Origin of the sequence: Massilia cellulosiltytica (assembly GCF_047325105.1) — a bacterium.
Lineage (GTDB): Bacteria > Pseudomonadota > Gammaproteobacteria > Burkholderiales > Burkholderiaceae_D > Telluria > Telluria orientalis.
On the sequence record NZ_CP168562.1, the window covers coordinates 3,105,571 to 3,129,792 of the forward strand.

Consider the following 24,222-nt stretch of genomic DNA (forward strand, 5'->3'; position numbering starts at 1 on the left):
GCCTAGCATGGGCTCACGACGCCATGCAAACCCGGTTGCGCCCGCCGTGCTTGGCGGCGTACAGCGCGCGGTCGGCCGATTGCACGAGCGCTTGCGCGTTCTCGCCGTGCGCCGGCCACAGTGCGATGCCGAACGACGCGGTCACCTGCGGCAGCGTGGTGTCGCCGTGGTGCAGGTCGAGCGCGGAGATGGCCTTGCGCAGCGTTTCGGCACACGTGCGCGCGGCGGCCGCGTCGCATTCGGGCAGCACGAGCACCAGTTCCTCGCCGCCGTAGCGGCACGCGATGTCGCTGCGGCGCACGCCCTCGCGCAGGCAGCGCCCGACGGTGCGCAACACCACGTCGCCCGCTTCGTGGCCGTACGTGTCGTTCATGCGCTTGAAGTGGTCCAGGTCGATCATCACGACGGCCAGCGACGCGCGCATGCGTTCGGCGCGGAACAGTTCGCGCCGCAGCGTCTCGTCGAAATAGCGGCGGTTGTACAGGCCCGTGAGTTCGTCCACGGTGGACTGGCGCCGCAAGACTTCGCGCAGGTTGATGTTGCTGATGCCGATCGCCAGCTGCTCGCTGAGGGTCGTGGCCGCCGCGAGTTCCACCGCGGTGTCCGGCCCCTGCGGCACGCTCACCGAGAGCAGGCCCAGGACCTCCCCTTGCGAAATCATCGGCACGCACAGGTCCGTGCGGTCGGGCGCGGGCGGGACGTCGTCCAGATGGGGACAGTGCATGTCGTCGCCCGTCTGGGCCGCATGGGCGTGGCCGAAGCGCAGGCCCCAGCACTGGTTCGGGCTGACGAGCTCCGCATGGTGGCCGCCGCCCCACGCCGCGGCGCGCTGCAGGTAGTCGCGCGAATTGCGGTACAGGTAGACGGTGCCGCTGCTGCCGGGCAGCACCTTGGGCAGGAAGGCCGGCAACACGGTGTGCAATTCGTCGGTACGCGTCAGGCTGTCCATCGCCTGCAGCATCCGGGCGGTGACGGTGAGGCGCTCGCTGCGGGCCTGGCTCTGGCGCGCCTGGTCGGCCTGCGCGTCGGCGAGGCGGCGCGCGTGGTCGGCCGCTTCGGAGCCCGCGTGCAGGCTGCGCGTGACGACGAACAGGCCGCTGCCGAGGATGAACATGCTGGCGACGCCCGCGCAGATGCCGATCGCCGAGTTGTAGTCGAGCGTGGTGTTCAGCCGGTCGCGCAGCGCCAGGCGCTCGCGTTCGAGCGCGGCGGACCGCTCGCCGATCAGCAGCCGCAGCCTGTCCATGTCCGCCTTGCCGGAGCGGTTGCCGACGATGGCCGCGGCCTCGGTGAACCCGCTCTCGCGGCGCAGGCGGATCGTCGCGGCCAGTTCGTCCAGCTTGCGCTGCGCCAGCCGTTCGATCTCGTCCAGCGTCGCCTGCTCGGCGCGGCCGGCCGCCAGCGGCTTCAGGTCGCGCACGGCGGCAGGTATCGCGGCGGCGCTGGCGTTGTACGGATCGAGGAAGCCGGCATCGCCGGTGATGACGTAGCCGCGCTGGCCCGTCTCGGCGTCGGTCAGCAGGTCCAGCAGGCGGCCGTAGACGCGCTGCTTGTCCGCGGCGGATTGCAGCGCGTCCATCGTGGCGTCGGCCGCGCGGCTGGCAATGAACGGCAGCGTGGCGAGGCCGATGAGGATCGCGACGATGACGGCGGCCAGCCAGCGCAGCCCATTACCCGACGATGCGCCGGGGCCCCTGGATGGAAGGGTGTCGGTAACGAGCACGGCCGCTCCTCGGTTGGCGTGCGGTGGCATTGCCGAGGCCGCACATCGCCGTCATTCTGCATCAATTTCGAGAACTTGTTCAAGTTTTAACTGATGGAAATGACGGTGTCGATAAGGCATGTTGCACAAAAGCGAGCGTGCCGGACTCAGTGTGCCGGCAGGACGAGCAGCTGCAGGCCCGACGGCGTCTGCGCCGCGTGGTAGACGCGCTGCGTGGCCGCCTTGAAGTCTTCCGGCTTCGCCTTCGGGATCGTGACGAACGTCTGCGGGTTCAGGTCGACGAGCGGGAACCAGGAACTCTGCACCTGCACCATGATGCGGTGGCCGCGGCGGAACGTGTGGTTGACGTCGCCCAGGTGGTAACTGATCGCCTCGACCTTGCCGGGCACGAACGGTTCCGGATGCTCGTAGCCGTTGCGGAACTTGCCGCGCAGCGGATTCGCGCGCACGAGCTGCTGGTAACCGGCCATCGTGCCGTGCGGCGGGGCCACGTCGTTGGCGTTCCCACGAGGCTGCTGCTCGCCAGCCGGATACTCGGGCGGGTACACGTCGATGAGCTTCACGACCCAGTCCGAGTCCGTGCCGGTGGTCGACACGAACAGCTTCGGCGTGACGGGCCCCGCGACCGTGACGTCCTCGTCGAGCACCTCGGTCTGGTACACGAGGACGTCCGGGCGCGTGGCGGCGAAGCGCTGGTCCGACACCATGTATTCCTGCGGCACCGACGTGGCCGGGTAGCCGATGTACGGCACGGGCTTGTTCGGGTCGGACACGTATTCGTCGAACCCCGCGCCCGCGGCGGGCTGCTGCCACGCCAGCGTGCCGTTCGGGCCGAAGTACAGGGTGCGCGCCTTCGCCTGCACGGGCGGCCAGGCGGTATAGCGGCGCCACACGTTGGAGCCGGTCTCGAACGCCGTCACTTCCGCGATGGGCTGGGCCGGCTTGACGCCCTTGAGCTGCTGTTCGAAGAACGGGAACTGGATGTGCTGGCGGAAGTATTCGCCCGTCTTGCTGTCGAACGAGACCCGGCCCAGTTGCTTGCCGTCGTAGCGCGCCCACCCGCCGTGCACCCACGGGCCCATCACGAGGCCGTTGAAGATGGCCGGGTTGTTTTTCCCGATGGCGTGGTAGGTCGTGAACGGGCCTTGCGGATCCTCGGCGTCGAACCAGCCGCCCACCGTCAGCACGGCCGCCTTCACGTTTTTGAGATGCGGGGCGATGGCGCGCGTCTGCCAGAAGGTGTCGTACGTGTCGTGCTCGATCGTCGGCGCGAGCAATGCGCGCTGGTTGACCGTCAGCGTGCCGAGGATGTTCGTCAAGGTGCGGTGCTTCAGGAAGAAGTCGTACGAGTCGGCGGCGCCGTAGTCGAAGTCGGCCCACGTCTTCGGCAGCGGCGTCGGGTTCTGCTGTTCCGTGAACGACGCGTAGAAGCCGAAGTTCGCGGCCAGCATGAAGGCGCCGCCGTGGTAGGAGTCGTCGCCCATGTACAGGTCCGTCACGGGCGCCTGCGGGGACGCGGCCTTGATCGCGGGGTGCGAATCGATGATGCTCGCGGACGTGTAGAAGCCCGGATAGCTGATGCCGTAGATGCCGGCCTTGCCGTTGTTGTTCGGGACGTGCTTCAGCAGCCATTCCATCGTGTCGTACATGTCCTGGCTTTCCTGGCCTTCACCGGCGGCCCGCTGCGGGTTCACGTGCGGCGTCATCTCCTGCCACCTGCCCTCGGACATGTAGCGGCCCCGCACGTCCTGCTTGACGAAGATGTAGCCCGCGTCCTCGAATTCCTTCGACGGTCCGATCTGCTTCGGGAACCAGTCCTCGCCGTAGTGCAGCTCGCCCTCGGCCCGCACGCCCGCGCTGTACGGCGTGCGGTTGATGAGGAACGGGTACGTCTTCGATGCATCCTTCGGCACGTAGACCACGGTGAACAGCTTCGTCCCGTCCCGCATCGGGATGCGGTATTCGTACTTGGTGTACGTTTCGCGCAGGTCGCGCGGGGCGGGCTTCGCGTCGTCGGCCGCGTGGGCGGCGGCCGGGGGCAGGGCGGAACACGCGAGGGCCGCCAGCAGGGTAAGCAGGGGCAGGCGTGTGGGCAGGGAGCGACGGGTCATGACTTCCTTGGCAGGTCGATAAAACCGCCAGTATAGATGGCGCCCTGGCCGGCCGTCACGGCCTGCCGCCGCGGCTGCAGGATCATCAGCGACAGCAGCGCCGGTACGCCGAGCAGCAGGCACGCCACGCACCACGCGATGCGGGCCGTGCGGCCGAGGCCCGCGCGCCGGGTCCACCACGCCGCACCCGCGCCGGCGAGGAGCGCGGCGACGAGCGCGGCGGCCCACACGATGGCCGGACGCGGCTGCAGCAGGGGCGCGAACCGGCCCACGCCGTAGTCCGGGACGGTGCCGTTGTCGATCAGCAGGTCGGGCAGCGTCACGAGCGCGTGCAGCGCGGGCGACACCCACCAACCGCGGTGCTCGAACAGCGGCGGGAGGTCGTGCGCCAGCGTGCGCCGACCAACTTCCTGCACGCGGCCCGTATTGTCGACGAGATAGGTCACCTGGTCCGACGCGGTCGAACCGTCGAACTGGCGCCGGCCGTACACGAAGCTCACGAGCATGCCGTCGGGGACCTGCGCGGCTTCCGCGAGCGCGAGGTCGCCATACGGGAGCGGCAGGCGCACGTCGGTCGCGGAGACGGGTGCCGCGGTCGCCGGGGCGAGGATCGCGACGCGGCGGTTGGTGAGGACGAGCATGCGCTGCCCGAGCACGGCGACGCCGCCCACCTGCTCCTGGCCATCCACGCGCAGGACGTGACGCATGCGCATGCCCGGTTGCTCGACCCGGTACAGGTTGTGGGCGTCGTACATCCACTGGAGACCCTGCCGGTCGCCGAGGGCGTCCGGCACCGTGTCGAAGCGTTCGGGCGTGCCAGGGCCGCCCGCGCCGAAGGTGCCCTGGCCCGTGCGGTCGCGCGGATTGATGCCGCGGTACTGCATGCGGTCGTGGCTGAACGTCCACAGGGTTTCGCCCTTGACGAACCGTACCTGGCCCTGAGACGTCAGGATGCCGCGCACGCCGTATTGGTGAATGGGGTTCGGGACGCGGACCATCGTGCCCGCGTCCAGCGCGGCCCGCCACCCGGCCGCGCGGGGATCCGCGCTGTCCGCCAGCGCGGCCCGCATCCGTGTCACCGGGTCCGAACGGTACGCCGCCGTCGGGCCGCCCGCGGGCGTCGGCGTCATCACCTGCGGATGCGTGCCGGTGGCCACCAGGCCAGCCTGGTACAGCATCGAGCCCGCCCACAACAGGGCGACGTATAGGCACGCCTGCAACGGCAGGGCGGAGGCGGCCGTGGCGACGGTGTCGTCCGCCGTGCTGCGGCCCGGACGGAATACGGTGTAGAGGAGTCCCAGCAGGATGGCGGCGCTGGCCGCCGTCAGTCCCAGCACCGTCGAGGCGGTGGCCAGGCGGATCGTCAGCACGACGGGCAGCGCGAAGATCACGAACGCCCAGCGGCTGCGGTGCAGCGTGATGTAGCCGCCGGCCAGCCACCCGGTCAATGCGGACAGCGCGAGGTACGCGGCGCCCGCGTAGTGGCGCGCGTCGACGACGCTGCGGGTGTAATGCGCCTGGATGCGCAGCGCCGCGCACAGGGGCAGCGCGACGGCCACGGCGCTCAGCGCGGCCGCCGCCAGCACGAGGGCCGCCAGGATGCGGGCGCGGTGGACGGGCCGGTGCTGCAGCCAGATCCAGCGGCTCGGCTGGCGGTAGCTGCCGAACTGGTAGACCGCGAGGGCGTGGCCGGAGAGCACGTAGAAGCCCAGCATGATGATGTGCAGGCCGACCGGCCCGTTGGGGACGTCCAGCATCTGCTGCAGCACGGCCAGGGCGATGAAATTCGCGAGCGCGTACGCGGCGGCGCCGTTCCGGAAACGGCGCAGTTCGGCGAGGAAGAATTCGAGCATGGGATCTCCTTACGCGGCAAGCAGGTTGGCCACGGGCCGGGCGTGACCGTGGGCGAGGAAGGCGTTCACGGCGCGGTCCAGGCCCAGCGGCATCGCCTGGACCGAGTGCGCGCCCAGCAGCTTGAGGCGCGCGCCGAAGCTGTCGTCCTGGTCGAACACGACGATGTGGGTCAGATCGTCGATGACCTGCACCTGCAGCACGCCGGGCAGCTGGCGGACTTCGGGCACCATGGCGGGAAACGCCGCGACCCACAGGCGGATGCGCTCGCAGAAGTCGTCCGGGCCGCTCATGTAGCGCATGCGCCCGCGCTCGAGGATCACGAGGTTGTCGGCGACGCGCTCGATCTCGTCCATCTGGTGCGAGCAATAGACGACGGTGGCGCCGGCGTCGTCCAGGGTGCCCTGCAGCATGGCGTCGAGGAAGGCGCGCTTGGCGACGACGTCGAGGCCCAGCGTGGGCTCGTCGAGGATCAGCAGCTCGGGGCCTTGCGCCAGCGCCATGGCGAGGTTCAGTCCCGCGCGTTCGCCGCGCGACAGCTCGCCGATGCGCTGGCCGGGTTCGACGTTGAAATGGCCCAGCACGTCGTCGTAGCGCGCGTCGTTCCAGCGCGGGTACTGGCGGCGCTGCATGTCCGTCAGGTCGCGCACGCGCATCCACGCCGGCAGCGTGTGCTCTTCGTTGACGAAGCCGATGCGTTCGCGCAGCGCGGGCGTCAGGCGGCGGCAGTCGTGGCCGAGGATGCGCGCGCTGCCGCTGGCGGCGGGCTCGAAGCCGAGCAGCACGCGGAACAACGACGATTTGCCGGCGCCGTTGGCGCCCACGAAGGCGTGGATGCCGCCGCGCGGCAGGCGCAAGGTCAGGTGGTCGAGGGCGGGCTTGCGCTTGTAGACGAGGCACAGGTCCTCGGTATCGATGGCGTAATCGCTCATGCGGTTTTTTTCGTCTCGTAGTTGGAAAGGTCGGCCGCCACGCGGTCGAGGATGGTCTGCTGCGGATAATCGAGGCCGATCACGTCGCTGACGAAGCGGTCGACCGCCTCGGCCAGGCGGCGTTCGCGTTCCTCGTCCGACAGGCGCTGGCGCTGCTCGGCCACGAACAATCCGAGTCCGGTGCGGGACAACAGCCAGCCTTCCGCCGTCAATTCGGCATAGGCCTTGGCCACCGTGTTCGGATTGATCGACAGCTGCTGCGCCAGGCCGCGCACGCTGGGCAGCGCGTCGCCCGGCATCAGGTCGCCGCCTGCGATCTGGCGCTTGATACCGTCGGTGATCTGGCGGGTGATGGGGCGCGGATCGCCCGTCACGATATGCAGCATCAAAAGGGCACGTCGGGTCATAGTGAATTCACTGTACTAGTACGGCTAGTACAGTAGCACCGGTGTTGCGCCGTCGTCAAGTGTCGTGGACGTGGCGTCAGCGCTTGGCGGGCAGCCACGCCGTGCGGCGCCGCACCAGCAGGCCCGCGGCCACCGCCACGGCAAGCGTGGCGGCCAGCAGTGCCGCCTGGGCGAGCGCGCACCCGGCGGCGAACGCGACGATGGCGGCGGCCAGCTGCCAGCCGTCCAGGTCCAGCGCGCCCACGGTGCCGGCGGCGGCCAGGCCGTACAGCAGGCCGCAGCCGCTGGCGTACCACGTCTCGCGTCCCGCGAACACGGGACGCACGGCGTGCACGGCCGCCAGCACGAGGGCGCCCGCGGCCAGTGCGTCGAGGATGTCGGCGGGCACCCGGAACCAGCCTGGCGCGCCCGCCAGCAGGGCGAGCATCTGCCCGAGTGCGAACGCAATGCCGATGCGCGCCAGCAGGGGCGGTGAGCGCATGGCCGCAGGCACGGCCAGCACGAGCAGGAGCAGCAGGTAGCGTCCGCCGTCCGCCGCGTGGCGCACGCCCAGCCTGCAGGCGGCCAGCCAGCCGCGCCAGGCGCCATCGCGGCTCCGGTCGACGGCGACGCGGCCGCGCGGCGCATCCAGCAGCGCGATCGTGGCCGGGTGGCTGGCCAGCACGCCGCCGTGCCAGTCGCTGCGGATGGCGAGGCGGGTCGGATGGCCGGGCAGTTCGCGCGCGATGGCGTCGTAGCCGAGTACGAAGCTGCGCGGGCTGGCGCCGGCGGGCGGCACAAGGACCGCGTGCGCGACGAGGACCTGCGGATTCGCATCGACGGCGACGCGCATGTCCGCGAGTTCCACCCACCAGTGGCGGCCGTCGGCGCTGACGGGATCGATGTGCGCGCCCAGGTAGCGCGCGAGTTCCGCATGCAGGCGGCCCCGCACGGGCAGCGGCGAGGCCGGCAGCGGCCGCCCCAGCGCCAGCGCGAGATCGCGCAGCGGCAGGCGCAGTTCGGCCAGCACGGCGTCGTCGCGGAACTCGAGCAGCACTTCCGAGCCGGATGCCGCGGCGCTGCCGGACCAGGCCAGCGCAAGCCAGGCGAGGACGAGGCGCAGGAAGAGGCTCATGGCGTGTGCGCGGCCCTCGGCGCGGGCGGATGGAGCACCGGCGCGGTGGCGACGCGCACAAGTGGCGCCCGCACCGGGACGACGTCGCCGCCGGCACGTGCGGCGAGCAGCATGGGGACCGCTAGCGCGAGGCTGGCGGCGAGCTGTTTGTAGGGCAGGGCGGGCAGGTGCATGGTCTCGTGTCGTTTCCTGCGCCGGAGTATGGACGCGCTGGCCGTCAAGGTGCTGACGGTTTGTGTAAATCCTTGCAAAGATGCGCCGGTCCGCGCCATCCCCGCTCATGGGTCGAACGAGACAAGGATAGCAGCCGGAATGTGTCGCAAAATTCAAAGATTGTCACATCCGCGTAGTTACTCGACGACGAACTCGCGTGCCTGTGGATCGCGCCCCCGCACGAAGTTCACCACGGCGTTCGTCGTCACGGTGTCGATCTGCCCGGCCATGCGCCGGTCGAACGGATGGTCGTCGAACGCCACGTTGGCGCGCAACATGCGGGCGCCCAGGCGCGTCACGGCCGGGATGTCCACCGTCGGCACGCGGTAGCCCTGGGCCTTCAGCCACGCTTGCGCCTCGGCGCGCGTCTCGACGGCGCCCGCCGGCGCGCTGGCGGCGGCCAGCGTCTCCAGCACCCACTGGTTCGAATTCTGGTAGCGGGTCGAGTACACGTAGGACAGCATGTTGTAGTGCGGTTCGTGCAGGCGCCGCGCCGTGCGTCCCGCGGCGAGTGCCGCCACGCGCGCCTGCGCGTCCGGGCCGGGGATCACGACCTGGGCCCGGTAGCGGTACAGGTCCGTCAGGAAGAAGTTGCCGACGCCTTCCACGAACAGGTCCGAGTCCGCCGTCCCGCACGCATTCAGCTCGTGGACGACGGTCCAGCGGCCCGCCGCATGGTCGCGCACGGCGATGCCCATGTGCGAGTACTCCACCCCGTACTTGCTGAGGTCCTGGCCGGCGCGGGCGATGAGCGCGACGCTGGCGCCGCTCGCGTCGAGGGCGGCGAAGGTGCGCTGGGCGAGTTCCAGCGACCGGCGCACTTCGTCCACGCTCAGGGGCTCGTCGCGGCAGGCCTGGCCCGCATGCGCCGGCAGCGCCGTCGTCAACATCAGCGCACAGGCCAGCCCGGCCAGGCGGTCAGGACGCGCGCGCATGGTGCAGCAACGCCTGGCCGACTTCGTTCGGGATGAACGCGATCACCTTGCCGGACAGGACCAGCGCATGGCCGGCCACCATGGCGACCACCTGCAGCACGGTCCCGGCGCCGATCGACAGGCCGCGCGCCGCCGCGCCGGACAGCCGGACGGTGGCGCGGCTGGCCTGGCCCGCGCCCTCCAGCACGACCTCGATGCCGTCGCCCACGGTTTCGACGCTCGCCACGACGGCGCTGCCGGTGACGCCCACGACGGCGATCGAGCCGAGTGCGACGCTGCCCGCGAGTTCGCTGGCGGCATGCGACGGCGCCGACGCATCGGCCGCATGGGCACTTGCACAGGCCAGGCCAAACAGGGTTGCAAGCAACAGGCGCTTCATGATTCCTCCTTGTTTTTGAACGTGGCGCCATCTTGCCCGTCGTTCCGGGCCGGGCCAAGGCCATGTCGCGGCGGGTGCACGGTGTGCGCCCCGCGGTATCGGAACCTGCTACCGGCCGGCGGCGACAGGTTGGAAATGCCGAATTTACGCATGGGCGCGCGTATCGTGCACGGGTACTCGGGCGATCGGATTTAATATGCGCAATCTGACGACGATGCCGTACACAGGAGGGAGCGTACCCATGATGGACTCGAGCGACATCAACCAGACGCGGCGCGACCTGCTGATCGGCGGCGCGCTGTCCGCCACGGCCGCGGCATTGCCGCCCATGGCGTCCGCCCAGGGACCGGAGACAGGCCAGGCGCCCGCCGCCGCCACGCCGGCGCCGGTCACGGCCAGGGTGGCGCTGCGCGTAAATGGCCAGCGCTACGAGCTGGACCTCGACACGCGCACCACCTTGCTCGACATGCTGCGCGAGCACCTGCGCCTGACGGGCACCAAGAAGGGCTGCGACCAGGGCCAGTGCGGCGCCTGCACGGTCATCGTGGACGGCCGCCGGATCAATTCCTGCCTCAGCCTCGCCGTGATGCACGAGGGCGCGGACGTCACGACCATCGAAGGCCTCGGCACGCCCGGGAAGCTGCATCCGCTGCAGGCCGCGTTCGTGAAGCACGACGGCTACCAGTGCGGCTACTGCACGCCGGGGCAGATCTGCTCCGCCGTCGCCGCGCTGGACGAGATCCGGCGCGGCATCCCGAGCCACGCCAGCGCCGACCTGGACGCGCAACCGCTGCTGTCGCCGGCCGAGCTGCGCGAACGCATGAGCGGCAACATCTGCCGCTGCGGCGCGTACTCGAACATCATCGATGCGATCACGGACTATGCGGGGAGGCCGGCATGAAGGCGTTCACCTACCAGCGCGCCCGCACCCCGGCGGAAGCGGCGGCCGCCGCCGCGCAGCATCCGGGCGCGCGCTTCATCGCGGGCGGAACCAACCTGCTGGACCTGATGAAACTGGAGATCGAGACGCCGCCGCACCTCGTCGACGTCAACGGCCTGGGCCTCGACAGGATAGCGCCGACGCAGGACGGCGGCCTGCGTGTGGGCGCCCTGGTGCGCAACACGGACCTCGCGGCCGATGCGCGCGTGCGGCGCGACTACGCGGTGCTGTCGCGCGCCTTGCTCGCGGGCGCGTCCGCGCAGTTGCGCAACAAGGCGACGACGGCGGGCAACCTGCTGCAGCGCACCCGCTGTCCGTACTTCTACGACACGAACATGGCCTGCAACAAGCGCAAGCCGGGCAGCGGCTGCTCGGCCATCGGCGGTTTTACGCGCCAGCTGGCGATCGTCGGCCATAGCGAGGCGTGCATCGCGACGCACCCGAGCGACATGGCGGTCGCCATGCAGCTGCTGGACGTGGGCGTGGAAACGGTGCGCCCGGACGGCTCTGCGCGCACGATTCCCATCGCGGATTTCTACCGCCTGCCGGGCGGCACGCCGCACATCGAGAACACCCTCGCGCCGGGCGAGTTGATCACGGCGGTGACCTTGCCGAAGCCGCTGGGCGGCAAGCACTACTACCACAAGGTGCGCGACCGCTCGTCGTATGCGTTCGCGCTGGTGTCCGTCGCGGCGGTCGTGCAGCCGGACGGCAGCGGGCGCGTGGCGCTGGGCGGCGTCGCGCACCGCCCCTGGCGCGTACCGGCGGCGGAAGCGGCCATGCCGCGCGGCGCGCAGGCCGTGACGGACGGACTGCTGGCCGGCGTGCGCGTCACGAGCGACAACGCGTTCAAGGTCCCGCTGGTCCAGCGCACGCTGGGGTCCGTGCTGGCGGATGCACGGCAGGCATGAGGAGGCACCCATGAAATTCACGACACCCGCCACCACGAATCCCATCGACCGCCTGCAGGTCATCGGCAAGCCGACCGACCGCATCGACGGTCCGTTCAAGACGACGGGCACGGCGCCGTACGCGTACGAACAGCACAAGGTGGCGCCGAACGCCGCGTATGGCTGGGTCGTCGGCGCCGGCATCGCCAAGGGCACCATCAGACGCATCGACACGCGTGCCGCGCGGGCGGCGCCCGGCGTGCTCGCGGTGATCACGCACGAGAACGCGGGCAAGCTCGCCAAGGGCAAGTACAACACGGCGCACCTGCTGGGCGGGCCGGAGATCCAGCACTACCACCAGGCCGTGGCGCTCATCGTCGCGGAGACGTTCGAACAGGCGCGCGCCGCCGCGGCGCTGCTGCACGTGGAATACGCGCCGGTCAACGGCGTCTACGACTTGGAAGCGGCGATGAACGCCGCCGGGCCGGCCAGCAAGGACAAGGCGAAATCGACGACGAAGGTCGGCAACTTCGAAGCGGCTTTCGCATCCGCGCCCGTGAAACTGGACGCGACGTACAAGACGCCGGACCAGACGCACGCGATGATGGAACCGCATGCGTCGACGGCCGTGTGGCAGGGCGACACGCTGACCCTGTACACCGCGAACCAGATGATCAACTGGGGCAAGAAGGACATGGCGCGGACGCTCGGCATCCCCGAGGAAAACGTGCGCCTCGTGTCGCCCTACATCGGCGGCGGCTTCGGCGGCAAACTGTTCCTCCGGTCGGAAGCGCTGCTGGCCGCGCTGGGCGCGAAGGCCGTCGGCCGGCCCGTGAAGGTCACGTTGCAGCGCGCCCTCATGATGAACAACACGACGCATCGGCCGGCGACGATCCAGCACATCCGCATCGGCGCCACGCGTGAAGGCCGCATCACGGCGATCGCGCACGAGAGCTGGTCGGGCGACCTGCCGGACGGCGGGCCGGAGACCGCGGTGAACCAGACCCGGTTGCTGTACGCCGGCCCGAACCGCTTCACGCAGATGCGCCTCGCCGTGCTCGACCTCGCGGAAGGCAATGCGATGCGCGCGCCGGGCGAGGCGCCGGGCATGATGGCGCTGGAAATCGCGATGGACGAGCTGGCGGAAAAGCTGCAGATGGACCCCGTCACGCTGCGCATCGTGAACGACACGACGGTCGATCCGGAAAAGCCGGGCCGCAGGTTCTCGCAGCGGCGCTTCGTCGACACGCTGCGCCTCGGCGCGGAACGCTTCGGGTGGAACAGGCGCAATCCGAAACCGGGCCAGGTGCGCGACGGCCGCTGGCTCGTGGGCTACGGCATGGCGGCCGCGTTCCGCAACAACCTCGTGATGAAGTCGGCGGCGCGCGTGCGGCTGGAGCGCGACGGCACCGTCACCGTCGAAACGGACATGACCGACATCGGCACCGGCACCTATACCATCGTCGGCCAGACGGCGGCCGAGATGCTGGGCGTGCCGCTGTCGCGCGTGACGGTGCGCCTGGGCGATTCCGCGTATCCCGTGTCGGCCGGCTCCGGCGGCCAGTGGGGCGGCAACAGCTCGACGGCCGGCGTGTATGCCGCCTGCGTCAAGCTGCGCGAGAACGTGGCGAAGAAGCTGGGCCTCGACCCCGCGCACGCCGATTTCAGCGGCGGCATGGTGCGCGCCGGCGGCAAGGCGCTGCCGCTGGAGCAGGCATCGCGCGAGGCGGACGTGATCGGCGAGGACACCATGGAATACGGTGACCTCGACAAGAAGTACCAGCAGTCGACGTTCGGCGCCCACTTCGTCGAGGTCGCGGTCGACGCGGCGACGGCGGAAGTGCGCGTGAGGCGCATGCTGGCCGTGTGTGCGGCCGGGCGCATCCTGAATCCGAAATCCGCGCGCAGCCAGGTGATCGGCGCGATGACGATGGGCGTGGGTGCCGCGCTGATGGAAGACCTCGTCGTCGACAAGCGCGCCGGCTTCTTCGTCAACCACGACCTGGCCGGCTACGAAGTGCCGGTGCACGCCGACATCCCGCACCAGGAGGTCGTCTTCCTCGACGAGACGGATCCGGTCTCGTCGCCGATGAAGGCGAAGGGCGTGGGCGAGCTGGGGATCTGCGGCGTGGCGGCGGCCGTGGCGAACGCCATCTACAACGCGACCGGCGTGCGGGTGCGCGACTATCCCGTCACGCTCGACAAGCTGCTGCCCGGGATGCCCCGCTATGCGTGACCCCGGTAGAATGGCGCTTTTGGCCACGACATCATGAACGATTCCGCCGGCGGGGTGTCCGCACCGGGCGTCGAACGCATCCTGCGCGCGCGGGACTGGACGGCATCCCCCCTGGGGGCGCCGGCGACGTGGCCCCCGGCGCTCGCGTACGCGGCCCGGTTCTTCCTCGACGCCACGCTGCCCGCGTTCGTCGGCTGGGGCGACGCGCCGGGCCTGCTCTACAACGATGCGGCCGTGCCGCTGGTCGGCGCGTACCATCCCGCCCTGCTGGGCGGCAGCCTCGCCGACTGGCCCGAGGCCTGGAGCGAACTGCGGCCGCACGTGGCGCGCGCGCTGGCGGGCGAATCGTTCCGCGTCGGCCGGCCCGCGTGCCCGCTCGGTGAACACGACGATGCGCCGGCGTGGCTCGAACTCGCGTTCGCGCCGCTGCGCGACCTGGACGGCACGGTGCGCGGGTTCACGTGCATCGTGTCCGGCACCGGCGCGCTGCGGCCCGTCGACGCGGAATTCCGCGCCATCTGCGACGCGATGCCGCACATGGTGTGGTCCACGCTGGCGGACGGCTATCACGACTTCTACAACCAGCGCTGGTACGAGTTCACCGGCATGCGCGAAGGCGACACGGACGGCGAGCGCTGGAACGCGATGTTCCACGCGGACGACCGGGAGCGCGCGTGGGAAGCCTGGCGCCACTCGCTGGAGACCGGCACGCCGTACGAGATCGAATACCGCCTGCGGCACCGCAGCGGCGAATACCGCTGGGTGCTGGGCCGCGCCCAGCCCGTGCGCGACGCGCAGGGACGCATCGCGCGCTGGATGGGCACCTGCACCGACATCCACCAGCAGAAGCGCAACGAGGAAGCCCTGCAGGATGCGCGCATGCGCCTGTCGGCGGCGCTGGTGGCGGCCGACATCGGCACCTGGACGTACGACCTCGCGCACGACCGCGTGTACGCCGACCGCAACCTGGCCGGCATCTACGGCGTCGACGAGGCGACGGCGGGAGGCGGTCCGCTGTCCGCCTACCTGGCGGGCGTGCACCCGGACGACGTGGCGCACACGCGGCGCTGCATCGAGGACGCGCTGGCGACCGGCGACGGCTTCGAATGCACGTACCGTGTGCGGCGTGCGGACGGCACCTGGCGCGACGTGCTCGCGCGCGGCAAGGTCAAGCTCGATGGCGCCGGCAGGCCCGCGTGGCTGCCGGGCGTCGTGCTCGACATCAGCGGGCAGAAACGCGCCGAGGAAGCGCTGCGCGCGAGCGAGATGCGCTTCGCGCGCCTGGCCGATTCGAACGTCGTGGGCATCGTGCGCTACCGCATGGACGGTACCCTGATCGACGCCAACCAGGCCTTCCTCGACATGCTGGGCTATACGCGCGAGGAGTTCGAGCGCGACGGCCTCGAGTCGCGCAAGCTCACGCCGCCGGAGTGGGCCGACGCCACGGCGCGCGCGATGGAAGAGCTGCGCACGACCGGGCGCATGGAAAACCTCGTCAAGGAATACTTGCGCAAGGACGGCAGCCGGGTGAGCGTGCAGATGGGCTCCGTCACGATGGATCATCCGGCGACGGAAGGCATGGCCGTGATGGTCGACGTCACGCCGATCCAGGACGCGCAGCGCGCCCTTCGCGAGGCCGACCGGCGCAAGGACGAGTTCCTCGCGATGCTGGCGCACGAGCTGCGCAATCCGCTCGCGCCGATCACGGCGGCCGCCGACTTCCTCAAGGTCGGCCGGCTGGACGAGGACCGCGTGCGCCAGGTGACGACGATCATCGGCCGCCAGGCGCGCCACATGACAGGGTTGATCGACGACCTGCTCGACGTCTCGCGCGTCACGCGCGGCCTGATTACGCTGGACCGCGCGCCGGTGCCGTTGGCGGGTGTCATCGGCGAGGCCGTGGAACAGGTGCGGCCGCAGGTCAGGGCGAAGTCGCACCATCTCGAATTGCACCTGCCGTCGGACGACGCGCAGGTGGAAGGCGACCGCAAGCGCCTCGTGCAGGTCTTCGCCAACATCCTCGGCAACGCGGCCAAGTACACGCCGGACGGCGGGCGCATCGACGTGCACGTGCGGCTCGACGGCGGCAGCGTCGCCGTCGACGTGTGCGACAACGGCATCGGCATGACGCCGGAGCTGGCGAAGCGGGCGTTCGACCTGTTCTCGCAGGCCGAGCGCAGCGCGGACCGGTCGCAGGGCGGCCTCGGGATCGGCCTCGCGCTCGTGAAGAGCCTCGTGGAGTTGCACGATGGGACCGTGGCCGCGCACAGCGACGGGCCGGGGCGGGGCAGCCGCTTCACCGTCGTGCTGCCGCGCCTGGCCAGCGACACCGACGACGCGTTCGCCGAGCCGGTGGCGACGGGCGCCGCCGCCCCGGCCGAGGCGCTGGAAGTGCTGATCGTGGACGACAACGTGGACGCGGCGCAGATCCTCGCCATGTACATCGAGGCCGTGGGCCACCGCGCGACCGTGTGGCACAGCCCCGGCAAGGCGCTCGCGTACGCGGCCGAGCGGCACCCGGACGTGTGCGTGCTCGACATCGGCCTGCCCGAATTCGACGGCCACGAACTGGCGCGCCGCCTGCGCGCGCTGCCCGGCATGGCGGACGTGCCGCTGGTCGCCGTCAGCGGCTACGGCCAGGCGCGCGACCGCGAGCGGGCGCTGGCGGCCGGCTTCGACCGCCATTTCGTCAAGCCCGTGATGGCGGCGGACATTCTCGATGTGCTGGACGGCGTGGCGGCCCGGCGTGAGCAGCTACGCCACGTCCTTCCCGCGCAGGCGGGAGCCCATGCTGAAGTGCCGAAGCCAACCCGTTGAGAGACTGCGGAATTGTCGACGTAGCGAAGTCTTTTATTCGGCATGGATCCCCGCGTGCGCGAGGATGACGTGCCATATGCCTACTTTGCCGCCGGCCGCGCGAAAAACGCGTCGATCTCTTCCAGCGTCTTGCCGCGCGTCTCGGGCAGCAGGAAGGCGGACGCAAGGAAGTACACGACCGTGCACGCGGCGCCGAAGAAGAAGATCGTGGAATAGCCGTGGCGGCCGACGGTCGGCAGGAACACGGCCGCGATCGACGTCGACACGAACTGGTTGATCAACAGCGCGATGCTCATGCCGTTCGAGCGGATCCGCGTCGGCATCAGCTCGGACAACGCGAGCCACACGCACACGCCGGGCCCGATGGCGAAGCTCGCGACGAACAGGCAGATCGCCGCCGCGACGAGCCACCCGTGGCCCGCCGTCGGCAGTGGTCCGAGGCGTGCGGCTTCGATCGCGAACGGCGCGGTGGCCGCCGCGGCCGGATCCGGGAACGGGTTCAGGTGCAGGCGGCGGAACGCGGCGCCGATCACGCTGTCGGGCTGCACGGTGTCGGCGCGGCGCGCGTCCAGGCGCGGCAGGGCGGGATCGTCGCTGCGAATGCTGGCCACGTTCGTGAACGGGCCGTACGCATACGCGACCGTCAGCACCTGCGGCGGGCCGGCCGGGTCGGCGCCGAGCGCGCGCAGGGTCGGCGCGTCGAGGCGCAGCGCCAGGCCGTCGTCGCGCGCTTGCGCGGTCACCTGCGCGCTCACGTCGCGCTGCCGGATCTCGTTCGCGCGGAACAGCAGGCCGACGGTCAGCAGCGCGACGACGATGCCGGCCGTGCCCATCATCAGCAGGAAGCGGCGGCCCTTGCGGTCCACGAGCAGCACGGCGACGATGGTCATCAGCGCGTTCAGCACTTTCAGCAGCACGTCCGCCAGGTTGGCGCTGGCGCCGGACAGGCCGGCGCGGTTGAGGATGTTGACGACGTACGCCAGCACGGAATTGATGCCGGTCGCCTGGTTGCAGGCGAGGATCAGGCAGGCCAGCAGGAACGGCAGCACGTAGCGGCGCGACAGCAGCGGGTCCGTCGCGCGCGCGCCCGGCATGGGCGTCGCTTTCCGCTTGCCGCGCTGCGCGAGCCAGCGCGGCGATTCGGCCAGCAGCAGGCAGCCCAGCGTAAAGACGACACCGGGCGTGAGGCACATCCAGAAGATGCCGCGCCACGCGTGGTCCTTGGCGGCCAGCACGGCGGCGGCGCGGGCCGCGTCCGGGAGCACCGCCGCGGCCTCCGTCGCGACCTGCACGGTGCGCGCCTGCACGAGCCCGATCACGGCGGCGGCCACGAGGCCCACCGTGAGCAGCAGCTGGAACAGCGCGGCGCCGCGTCCGCGCCGGTCCGCCGGCAGGCACTCGGCGAGATACAACGGCACGATCACGCCGATGAGTCCTCCGCTCACGCCCTGCAGCAGGCGTCCGCACAGCAGCGCGACATAGCCATCCGCGAGCGCGATCAGCGGAATGCTGGCGACGAACAGCGCGCCCGAAACGACCATCGCGGGACGGCGCCCGATGAAGTCGGCGAGCAGGCCGGCGAACAGCGACGACAGCACGGACCCGAGCAGCACGGCCGCCACGACGAACGAGAGCTGCTGGGCATTGAGCTTCCACGCCAGCGCGGCCGTCGATTCCAGGTAAGGCAGCGCGCCCGCGATGATGCCGACATCGATGCCGTACAGCAGGCCGCCCATGCCGGCGATGAACAGCAGGTAGCGGGCGGACCAGGCGGGGGATCTCGGGAGGGCTGCCGTCATGTCGTCTCCAGTGGGTTTTTTTGGGGTCAGTGTAACCTCCCCGCACCGCCCGGGTGTGTCAAATCTTGCGGTGTGGAGATTGGTGAGTCTTCCCGCCGGCGCCGCGCGCTAGGATGGCGGTTTCCCACTTTTCCGGAGATTCCATGCCGCGTCCCGTCCTGCTTTCCCTCGTGCTGGCCAGCGTATCGACCGGCGCGGTCTGCGCCGCCATGAACGACGCCGACCGCGAGTTCGCGCGCCCGCACCAGATGGTCGACATCGGCGGACGCCGCCTGAACCTGTACTGCGCGGGCAGCGGGCCGGTGACCGTCGTGTTCGACGCGCCGTCGGGGGATGGCGGCTGGACGTGGCACGCCGTGCAGCCGAAGGTGGCGGCGCGTACGCGTGCCTGCGTGTACGACCGCGCGGCGCGCGGCTTCAGCGACCCGTCGCCGCTGCCGCCCACGTTCGGCAATGCCGTGTCCGACCTGCACGCGCTGCTCGGCAAGGCAGGCATCGCGCCGCCTTACGTCCTCGTCGGGAACTCGTTCGGCGGCGCGGCCATCCAGTTGTATGCGTACCGCTATCCGCAGGAAGTGAAGGCGCTCGTGCTTGTCGAGGCAGGGCACGAGGACGAAGAAAAGCGGATCAACGCCGCGTCGCAGGGCAAGCTGAAACAGTTCTACGACGCGCAGAACCAGTTCATCGAGCAGTGCGCGCAGGCGGCCCGCAAAGGATTCGAACTGGGGAGCGATTTGTTCGCCGCCTGCACGGGCGGCACGGGCACGGCGTATGGCCGCGAACTGGCGGCCGCGCGCCTCGCGATGGTGCGCCAACCCGCGTACTGGGACGATCTCGTCGCGGGCAACAAGGCGGGCGACGCGAGCGAAGCGGAGTTGCGGGCCGCGCGCCGCAGTTTCGGCGACCTGCCGCTCGTCGTGCTCGTGCGCGGCGTGAGTCCGTACGCGGTGCCGGGCAAGCCGCAGAGTGCCCTGAACAAGGCGACGGAGGCGGAAAACCTCGCGATCCAGCAGGACATCGCCGCGCTGTCCACGCGGGCCAGCCTGCACGTCGTGGCGGGCGCGTCGCACATTATCCAGGCCGACAAGCCGCAAGCCGTCGTCGACGCCGTCGACGAGGCGCTGGACCGCGCCGGCTACTGATCCGCGCGCGCGACCTGCACCAGCGTATCGAGCCGGTTGCCGTCGGCGCACAGGGCGATGCCGGCGCCGAAGTCGGCGTCGAGCGCGAGCCGCGTCAGCACGGACCCGCTGGGCATTTCCAGCGCCGTGCGGGCGCCCCGTTCCCACGCGTGGCGCAAGGTATCCGCCCACAGGACGGGGCGCGCCATGTTCGCGGCGAGGTCCGCCATGATCCGGTCGGCGTCGAACAGCGCACGGGCCGCGCTGCTGCTGACATACGTGATGCGCGGGCGCTTGCGCGGCACCTGGTCGCAGGCACGGGCGAGCGTGCGCGCCTGGTCGTCCAGCAGCGGCGAGTGGGAGGGCACCGGCACCGCGAGCCGTTCCGCGCGGGTGGCGCCATGCGCCAGGGCCAGCGCGGCGACGGCGTCCAGGGCGGGCGTGCTGCCCGATACGACGAGTTGCCGCGGCGCGTTCAGGTTCGCCAGGTACGCCGGCCCTTGGACCTGCGCCAGCAGCGGTTCCAGCTGTTGGCGCGTGAGCCCGCCGATCGCGGTCATGCCGTAGCCGTGCGGGTACGCATCCTCCATCAGCCGGGCGCGCAGTTCGACGAGGCGCACGGCATCGGTAAACTCCAGCACGCCGGCGACGACGGCCGCGGGCCAGGCGCCGATCGACAAACCGGCCACCATCCGCGGCGCCGCGCCGTGCGCCGCCAGCACACGCGCCATGGCGACGCCGGCTACCAGCAGCGATAACTGGACGGCGACGGTGGAGCGCAATGCCTCGGCAGTGTCCAGTGCGAGGACGTCGCGGCCCAATGCTCGCGTGGCCTCGGCCAGCGTGTGTTCCGTTGCGGGGTGCGCAGGCAGCGCGTGCAGCATGCCGGGCTTTTGCGCGCCCTGGCCGGGAAAGGTGAACAGCACGGTCATGCGGCCTCCCAGGGATCGTCGACGAGACGGGGACCGGCGTCCGTCTTGAGCAGCACGCGCCCGCCGCGCGCATATTCCGCGAGCGCGAAGCCGCCGGCGCCCGTATCGAGCTGGATGTCGAGGCGGCACGGCTGGCCGTCCGACAGTGCGCACAGTGCCTCGATCAACCCGGCGGACGGCCGGCGCGGCAGGCGCACGAGCAGATCGAGGTCGCTCGACGCGCGCAGCACGGGCAGCCCGCACGCGAGCCAGAAGCCCGCACCGCCGGCCGGACCCCAGTCGACGTCGAGCGCATCCAGCCGCGGGGCCAGCGCGCGCAGGGCCGCGATGCAGGGAACATCGCCGTCTGTCGTGCGGGCCCGCGCCGCCAGCATGCGCGGGGTGACGATGGACGCCACATCGCTGGCGGCGACGTAGCCTTTACACCGTTCGTTGCGTGCCAGGCCGCGTGCGCCCACCGGGACGATGCCCGGCGCCGTCGCCTCCCGCCGCACGACCAGCGGCGCGGCCGGATCCAGCCAGTCCGGCCGCGCACCGTCGCACGCGAACGCGTCGGGCCGGCGGACGAACAGCAGGTCGTGCGGGACCATGTCAGCCCACCAGCGCGCGGGTCGCGAAGAACAGCAGCGACGGGCCGAGGAGGCAGCCGAGGCCCGTGTGGAACGTCGCGACGAGCGCGCCGTACGGCACGAGCCTGCGGTCGGTGGCGGCGAGACCCGCGGAGACGCCGCTGACCGTGCCGGCCAGCCCGCCGAACACCATCGCCGAGCGCGGCGTGGACAGGCGCAGGAAGCGCGCCGCCATCGGCGTGCCGACCATGACCATGATCGCCTTCACGAGACCCGTCGCGATCGACAGCGCCATGATTTCCGAGCTGGCACCGATCGCGGCGCCCGTCACCGGTCCGACGATGTAGGTGACGGCGCCGGCGCCGATGGTCGTGATGCTGACGGCGTCGCGGTAGCCGAAGCCCCACGCCACGCTGGCGCCCACGATGAACGGCAGCACGGTGCCGAGCATCAGCGCGACGACGCCCACGAGGCCGGCCTTTTTCGCTTCCACGACCTGCACTTCGAAGGCGGTGGCGACGATGGCGAAGTCGCGCAGCATGGCGCCGCCCATCAGGCCGACACCGGCGAACAGGGTGACGTCCGCGAGGCCTTTCTGGCCGCCGGTCTGGATGCCGCCCCAGTAGGCGAGGCCGAGGCCGATAAGGATGGCGATGGCGGAGCCGTGCACGCGGCCGAACGTGAGGCGGCGCGACAACTGCATCGACACGATCATCACGAGGCCCACGAGGGCGAAGGCGAGCACGAGGCCGTTGTGTTTGGCGGTCTTTTCCAGGAGTTCGAGCATGGTGGCCTCCGTCAGGCGTGTTGGGTGGCGACGCGGGCGTCCGCGTCCGCTTCGGGGGCCGGGCGTTCGCCGCGGTTGATCAGCGACACGCACACCGCGCACACGAGGACCGAGGCGAGGGCGGCGAGCAGCGCGACGGGTCCGCCGCGCAGCGCCGAGACGACGTTCTGCTGGGCGGCCATCGCGACGACGACCGGGATATACATCGCGCCCCAGAACGCGACGCCCATTTCGGTCTGCTGCGGCATCAGGCCGCGCTTGTGCAGCCACAGTCGGGCGCAGATGAGCAGGATCATGGCGATGCCCACCCCGCCGACGTTGGTCTTGGCGCCCAGCAGCGCCCCGAGCAGGTCGCCCAGGAAGATGCCGAGCAGGTGGCAGATGGCCAGCAATGCGGTTCCGTAGATAATCATGTGTGTCTCCTCTTTGTCCAGAAAAAGGTGGACCGGCCGAAGGTATTGTTGTTGGCGGCCGGGTACTGCGGGGAATTATTCGTCGCCCTCCCATTCCGCTGCGAGCAGCGCGCGTACTGACCGCGAGGCGCCCCGGTGTTGGCCGCGCAGGCGGCAGGACAGGTCACGGCGCGGATCCTCGAGGATATCCGCCAGCGCCGCTTCCAGTGCGCCGTGCACGAGGGCGATGTCCTGCTCGTCCGGCAGCGCCAGGTTCGTCAGCTGCAGCACCTCGTGCAGGATGCCGAGCGACGCGAAGCTTCGGATGTCGTAGGCCATCGGCGGTACGCTGGCTGCGAGCTTTTCCAGTGCCTCGACGGAGCGCAGGGTCACGCGGGCGGCCGAGGCCTTGCCCATCGCGTGCACCGCGACGGCCGGGTCGTCGAGCGCGATCAGCCGGTTGGCCTGGTAGCCGTGCGCGAGGAACGCGCCGGACATCGCGAGACCCACGATCAGCCCGATGACGGGGTGGCCGGCCTGGCGTGCGTCCGCATACGCGGCCACCGCGGCGGCCAGTGCCTGGTGGATGCCGTATGCTTCCTCGCGCCGGCCATAGGCCTGGCTCGGGACGTCGATGACGGCGACGATGGCGCGCTTGTCGGACGCGTCCCGGTCCAGGTCGATGACGTCGCGCACGGCCTGGGCGAGACGCCAGCCCTCGACGAGGCCCACTTCGCCGTTGCGGGCGCGGGGAAATGCGTTGTCGGGGTCGGGCACGACGGCGATGTAGCGGGCGGGCCGGCCAGCCAGGATGGCGTCGCAGGCGTGCACGGTGGTCCAGTCGTGGGCCGGGTGGGCGCCGCCCGTGAGCAGGCGCAGCCACATGGCGCCGCGCGAGGCGTGGTTCGTGTCCATCATTCGAGTCCTTTCGCATAGAGTTCACGGACGTCCTGCGCCGTGGCCTGCCGGTCCGTATCGACGCGTTCGAGGCAGGCGAGGAAATCCGCCGCGCGGTCGCTGCGGTGCACCGCCGGCACGCCGCGGGCGAAAAAGTCGATCACGCTCGCGCGCACGGCGGCCGTGTCGTCGTCCACGCAGGCATCGGCCAGGTGCGTCGCGGCGCGCTGCTCGCCGCCGGTCAGGCTCCAGATCAGCGCGCGCTGGCGGGCGTCTAATTCGGCGACGCCCGCTTCCTGCTCGATGACCTGCGGACCGTTCAGGCCCAGCCGGGCTTCGCGCGTCATCACGAAGTACGAGCACAGGCCGGCCGCGATCGACATGCCGCCATAGCAGCCCACCGTGCCCGCGCTGATGCCGATGACGGGCCGGCGGCGGCGCAGGGCGACGATGGCGGACTGGATCTCGGCGATGCCGGCCAGGCCCAGGTTCGCTTCCTGCAGGCGCACGCCGCCCGTCTCGAACACGATCACGGCCTGCGTCGGGATGCCCCGTTCGTTGTCGCGCAGCGCCAGTTCCAGCGCGCCGGCGATCTTGGCGGCGCCGATTTCTCCCATGCTGCCGCCCTGGAACGCGCCTTCGATCGCCAGCACGACGGTGGGCAGGCCGGCGAGCTTGCCCTTGGCGACGACGACGCCGTCGTCGGCCTGGGTAACGAGGTGCTGCATGGCGAGCCACGGCGAGTGCAGGCGTGCGAACGGGCCGACCAGCTCGCGGAACGTGCCCGGGTCGAGCAGCGCCTGCGCCCGGCTGCGGGCACCCCGTTCGATGAAGCTGTCGCGCTTCAACAGGTTCTCGATGTTCATGGCGTGCCTCCGTTGTTCGCCGCTTGTTCGTACGCCTGCTCGATGCGCATGCGGACGACGCCCGGCGTCGCGCCGTTGTCGTTGATTTCGATGCGCGCGGCCGGCAGGTCGCCGGCGCCGAACACGCGCTCGAGCAGCGCCTTCCACGTGGCGCCGTAGCCGTCGACGGACGTCTGCACGGACACCTTCGTGCGGCCGGCGGTTGCGGGCTCCAGCAGCACCTCCAGGTCGCCGGAGCTGACGACGCCGCTGACGGTGCGCCCTAACGCGCTCTGGCCGGCGGCAAATTCGTATTCCAGTCTCTCCATTGT

Annotated in this window: 22 protein-coding genes; 5 read left to right on the forward strand and 17 right to left on the reverse strand. The window is 70.7% G+C overall.

Annotated features, from left to right (window positions below):
• Positions 1-13 precede the first annotated feature (13 nt).
• The 9 genes from ACEN9H_RS13585 to ACEN9H_RS13625 all read right to left on the reverse strand — a co-directional run bounded on the left by ACEN9H_RS13585 (position 14) and on the right by ACEN9H_RS13625 (position 9,665).
• On the reverse strand, positions 14-1,723 hold the full coding sequence (locus ACEN9H_RS13585; protein WP_413675185.1) for a diguanylate cyclase: 1,710 nt from the start codon (positions 1,721-1,723) through the stop codon (positions 14-16).
• 146 nt (positions 1,724-1,869) lie between these two features.
• Complete coding sequence (locus ACEN9H_RS13590; RefSeq protein ID WP_413675186.1) at positions 1,870-3,834, reverse strand: CocE/NonD family hydrolase; 1,965 nt, start codon at positions 3,832-3,834, stop codon at positions 1,870-1,872.
• Positions 3,831-5,687 (reverse strand): hypothetical protein, encoded by a 1,857-nt coding sequence (locus ACEN9H_RS13595; protein WP_413675187.1) that lies wholly within the window; start codon positions 5,685-5,687, stop codon positions 3,831-3,833. Before ACEN9H_RS13595 ends, ACEN9H_RS13590 begins: the two co-directional genes overlap by 4 nt.
• A 9-nt stretch (positions 5,688-5,696) precedes the next feature.
• Positions 5,697-6,617, reverse strand: a complete 921-nt coding sequence (locus ACEN9H_RS13600; RefSeq protein WP_413675188.1) for an ABC transporter ATP-binding protein — start codon at positions 6,615-6,617, stop codon at positions 5,697-5,699.
• Positions 6,614-7,024 carry a GntR family transcriptional regulator gene (locus ACEN9H_RS13605; RefSeq protein ID WP_413675189.1) on the reverse strand — a complete coding sequence of 137 codons (411 nt, stop codon included), beginning with the start codon at positions 7,022-7,024 and terminating at the stop codon, positions 6,614-6,616. Before ACEN9H_RS13605 ends, ACEN9H_RS13600 begins: the two co-directional genes overlap by 4 nt.
• Before the next feature lie 76 nt (positions 7,025-7,100).
• Complete coding sequence (locus ACEN9H_RS13610) at positions 7,101-8,138, reverse strand: HupE/UreJ family protein (protein WP_413675190.1); 1,038 nt, start codon at positions 8,136-8,138, stop codon at positions 7,101-7,103.
• Positions 8,135-8,389: a hypothetical protein gene (locus ACEN9H_RS13615; protein ID WP_413675191.1), complete on the reverse strand. Its 255-nt coding sequence runs from the start codon at positions 8,387-8,389 to the stop codon at positions 8,135-8,137. The genes ACEN9H_RS13610 and ACEN9H_RS13615 overlap by 4 nt, the downstream gene beginning before the upstream one ends.
• 99 nt (positions 8,390-8,488) lie before the next feature.
• On the reverse strand, positions 8,489-9,286 hold the full coding sequence (locus ACEN9H_RS13620) for a DUF2145 domain-containing protein (RefSeq protein ID WP_413675192.1): 798 nt from the start codon (positions 9,284-9,286) through the stop codon (positions 8,489-8,491).
• The gene (locus ACEN9H_RS13625) at positions 9,270-9,665 is read right to left on the reverse strand and encodes a hypothetical protein (RefSeq protein WP_413675193.1); all 396 of its coding nucleotides are present in this window, start codon (positions 9,663-9,665) and stop codon (positions 9,270-9,272) included. Before ACEN9H_RS13625 ends, ACEN9H_RS13620 begins: the two co-directional genes overlap by 17 nt.
• Before the next feature lie 241 nt (positions 9,666-9,906).
• On the opposite strand from ACEN9H_RS13625, the gene paoA reads away from it, so the two are divergent.
• The 4 genes from paoA to ACEN9H_RS13645 are packed head-to-tail and all read left to right on the forward strand — an operon-like array spanning position 9,907 to position 16,548.
• Complete coding sequence (gene paoA / locus ACEN9H_RS13630; protein WP_413675194.1) at positions 9,907-10,566, forward strand: aldehyde dehydrogenase iron-sulfur subunit PaoA; 660 nt, start codon at positions 9,907-9,909, stop codon at positions 10,564-10,566.
• The gene (locus ACEN9H_RS13635; protein ID WP_413675195.1) at positions 10,563-11,516 is read left to right on the forward strand and encodes an FAD binding domain-containing protein; all 954 of its coding nucleotides are present in this window, start codon (positions 10,563-10,565) and stop codon (positions 11,514-11,516) included. Before paoA ends, ACEN9H_RS13635 begins: the two co-directional genes overlap by 4 nt.
• A 10-nt stretch (positions 11,517-11,526) precedes the next feature.
• Complete coding sequence (paoC, locus tag ACEN9H_RS13640) at positions 11,527-13,731, forward strand: aldehyde oxidoreductase molybdenum-binding subunit PaoC (protein ID WP_413675196.1); 2,205 nt, start codon at positions 11,527-11,529, stop codon at positions 13,729-13,731.
• 33 nt (positions 13,732-13,764) lie between these two features.
• On the forward strand, positions 13,765-16,548 hold the full coding sequence (locus ACEN9H_RS13645; RefSeq protein ID WP_413675197.1) for a PAS domain-containing protein: 2,784 nt from the start codon (positions 13,765-13,767) through the stop codon (positions 16,546-16,548).
• 80 nt (positions 16,549-16,628) lie between these two features.
• Here the strand turns inward: ACEN9H_RS13645 and ACEN9H_RS13650 are convergent, their stop codons facing one another.
• Positions 16,629-18,347: an MFS transporter gene (locus tag ACEN9H_RS13650; RefSeq protein WP_413675198.1), complete on the reverse strand. Its 1,719-nt coding sequence runs from the start codon at positions 18,345-18,347 to the stop codon at positions 16,629-16,631.
• 143 nt (positions 18,348-18,490) lie between these two features.
• Between ACEN9H_RS13650 and ACEN9H_RS13655 the strand changes: the two genes are divergently transcribed.
• Positions 18,491-19,489: an alpha/beta fold hydrolase gene (locus ACEN9H_RS13655; protein WP_413675199.1), complete on the forward strand. Its 999-nt coding sequence runs from the start codon at positions 18,491-18,493 to the stop codon at positions 19,487-19,489.
• Here ACEN9H_RS13655 and mdcH read toward each other — a convergent pair.
• From mdcH to ACEN9H_RS13690, 7 genes are all read right to left on the reverse strand, one after another.
• The gene (mdcH, locus tag ACEN9H_RS13660) at positions 19,483-20,400 is read right to left on the reverse strand and encodes a malonate decarboxylase subunit epsilon (protein WP_413675200.1); all 918 of its coding nucleotides are present in this window, start codon (positions 20,398-20,400) and stop codon (positions 19,483-19,485) included. The two genes, ACEN9H_RS13655 and mdcH, sit on opposite strands and share 7 nt — an antisense overlap.
• Positions 20,397-20,990, reverse strand: coding sequence for a malonate decarboxylase holo-ACP synthase (locus ACEN9H_RS13665; RefSeq protein ID WP_413675201.1), 594 nt, complete (start codon positions 20,988-20,990; stop codon positions 20,397-20,399). Before ACEN9H_RS13665 ends, mdcH begins: the two co-directional genes overlap by 4 nt.
• 1 nt (position 20,991) lies before the next feature.
• Entirely contained in the window at positions 20,992-21,756 is a 765-nt protein-coding gene (madM, locus tag ACEN9H_RS13670) for a malonate transporter subunit MadM (protein ID WP_056133307.1), read from the reverse strand.
• Positions 21,757-21,767: 11 nt separating this feature from the next.
• Complete coding sequence (gene madL / locus ACEN9H_RS13675) at positions 21,768-22,169, reverse strand: malonate transporter subunit MadL (RefSeq protein WP_413675202.1); 402 nt, start codon at positions 22,167-22,169, stop codon at positions 21,768-21,770.
• Between the two features lie 75 nt (positions 22,170-22,244).
• Entirely contained in the window at positions 22,245-23,066 is an 822-nt protein-coding gene (gene mdcE / locus ACEN9H_RS13680; RefSeq protein WP_413675203.1) for a biotin-independent malonate decarboxylase subunit gamma, read from the reverse strand.
• The gene (locus ACEN9H_RS13685; RefSeq protein ID WP_413675204.1) at positions 23,063-23,911 is read right to left on the reverse strand and encodes a biotin-independent malonate decarboxylase subunit beta; all 849 of its coding nucleotides are present in this window, start codon (positions 23,909-23,911) and stop codon (positions 23,063-23,065) included. Before ACEN9H_RS13685 ends, mdcE begins: the two co-directional genes overlap by 4 nt.
• The gene (locus ACEN9H_RS13690; RefSeq protein WP_413675205.1) at positions 23,908-24,219 is read right to left on the reverse strand and encodes a malonate decarboxylase subunit delta; all 312 of its coding nucleotides are present in this window, start codon (positions 24,217-24,219) and stop codon (positions 23,908-23,910) included. The genes ACEN9H_RS13685 and ACEN9H_RS13690 overlap by 4 nt, the downstream gene beginning before the upstream one ends.
• Positions 24,220-24,222 lie beyond the last annotated feature (3 nt).